We start from the raw sequence: 2033 nt of genomic DNA on the forward strand, positions 1-2033 counted from the left end.
ACAGGGCCAGGGTGGCGGTCGCGCTGGCGGTGAGGGCGAGGAACAGCAGGTTGCGCTTGAGCATGCGGCTTTTCGCGGCAGGCAGAGGGTGGCCAAAGGCGCTGGAACGCGAGGGGCGATGTGGGGTGTGCTTGGACATGGCGGATCTCGTTCTGGGTTGGGGCACCGGTGCATCTGGCGTGCGGGCCGGTGCAGAGGGTGGCGGCTAGGGAGGCTTACTGGTCGGCCATCGACAGAACCTGGATCTGCCGGGCCCGGGCCTGGGCCAGCAGTTCTTCGGTGTCTTCCCCACCGGGCAGGGCGAGGACGATGTCGGGGCGGCTGTCGGCCAGCATGAAGGCGTTGCGCAGGCGTTCGGCGTGCTTGCCATGGCGTTGCCAGTTGGGCGGGTAGCGGACGATGTCGGCGCCGATGTCCCGGGCCCAGTCCTCGATATGGGCGCCGAGGAACTGGCTGCCGCCATGAATCACCACGCGGGTTTCATGCAGGCGCTGAAAGGCGTCGAGGACCTGGCGGCACCGGCGGTCGTCGGCGTAGTAGCGGCCGGCGCAGATCAGGACGCGCATGGGCTGTTCTCCTTTACCGGGCTGATGCTGGTCTCGCCGGGCAGCGGTTCGTTGAGGTAAGCGTGCTCGATGTCCCGTTCACCGGCGCGCTCCAGGGCCGGGTAGGCCAGGGCGGCGATGTGGTGGTGAACCCGCCGGTAGTCGCGCAGCAAGCGCTGGAAAATGTCCCCGGATTCGGCCCAGGCGCCACGGTCTTCGCGCAACTTGCGAAAGTGCTCGCGGCTGGCGGCGGCTTCCAGGCGCCGTACGTTTTCCTTGCGCGCCACCAGTTGGTGGGCGGTGGGCAGGTCTTCGCGCAGGAACACGGTGATGGCCAGGCTCAGGCTGTCCAGCAGTTCCTGGTGCAGCGGGTACAGGGTGCTCAGCTCGAACTCGGAAAACGGCTCGCCACGGCGCAAGCGCCGCGCGGCCAGGTGCGCCAGGCTGGTGGCGAGAATGTCCCCGGCATGTTCCAGGTTGATCACCAGCAGCAGGATTTCCTGGGAGCGGTCGGCATCCTGGTCGCTGATGCCTTCCTTGCCGATATCCGCCAGGTAGGCGCGGATCGCCGCGCTGAGCAGGTCCAGGGACTGATCGATATGGCGCACCTGATCGGCATTGGCCTGGTTGGCGGTGCGAAACAGCTGCAGCACCCGGTCGAGCATGCCCGAGAGCATGTCGGCCATGCGCAAGGCTTCGCGGGCGGCGTTGGACAGGCCGATATTAGCCACTTCCAGGCCGGCTTCGTCCAGGTACAGCGGCATGCCCGGGTCGGTCACCGCGGCCGGGGCCGGCAGCAGCCGGGTCAGCAGCTTGGCCATTGGCCCGGTGAAACCGATGAACAGCAGCGCCAGCACCAGGCTGAAGGCGGTGTGCAGGGCCACCACCAGCAGTGCCGGAGGCAGTTGCTCGATGACGTGCCACTGGCCCAGGGTGGCGATCCAGGGCATCAGCAGCGCCGCTCCCGACAGGCGCACCAGCAGGTTGCCCAGGGGCAGGCGCCGGGCCACGTTGCCGCTGGCGCTGAGCAGCGAGGGCAGGGTGCTGCCGAGGTTGACCCCCAGCACCAGGGCCATGCTGGTGGCCGGCGACAGCAGCCCAGTGCCGGCCAGCGAGGCAATCAGCAGCACCACGGCAACGCTGGAGTGGCACATCCAGGTCAGCAGCAGCGCCACCAGCAGGGCCAGCAGCAGGTCGCCGTCGAGGCTGGTCATCACCAGCTGGAACACCGGGGTGCCTTCCACCGCCCCCAGGGTCGCGCCGAGCATGCCCAGGGCCAGCAGCATCAGGCCCAGGCCGATCAGTGCGCAGCCGATGCTTTCAAAGCGCGAATCGTCCCGCAGGCGAAAGCACAGGAAGCCCGCCAGCAATGCCACAGGTGCCGCCAGCGAGAGGTCGAGGCTGAGCAGCTGGACCACCAGGGTCGAGCCGATATTGGCCCCCAGCATCACCGCCAGCGCCGGGGCCAGGCCCAGGGTGCCGGCGGCG

Annotated in this window: 2 protein-coding genes; both read right to left on the reverse strand. The window is 68.6% G+C overall.

The features are described 5' to 3' along the window. Nucleotides 1-215: 215 nt before the first annotated feature. On the reverse strand, nt 216-566 hold the full coding sequence (locus F6S12_RS31365; protein ID WP_041752297.1) for a DUF2493 domain-containing protein: 351 nt from the start codon (nt 564-566) through the stop codon (nt 216-218). Further along, the coding region (locus F6S12_RS31370) for a Na/Pi cotransporter family protein (RefSeq protein ID WP_315869819.1) at nt 554-2033 on the reverse strand (1480 nt) is incomplete at its 5' end. The genes F6S12_RS31370 and F6S12_RS31365, both read right to left, overlap by 13 nt.

It is taken from the genome of Pseudomonas sp. JV245A (assembly GCF_032424515.1).
Lineage (GTDB): Bacteria > Pseudomonadota > Gammaproteobacteria > Pseudomonadales > Pseudomonadaceae > Aquipseudomonas > Aquipseudomonas protegens.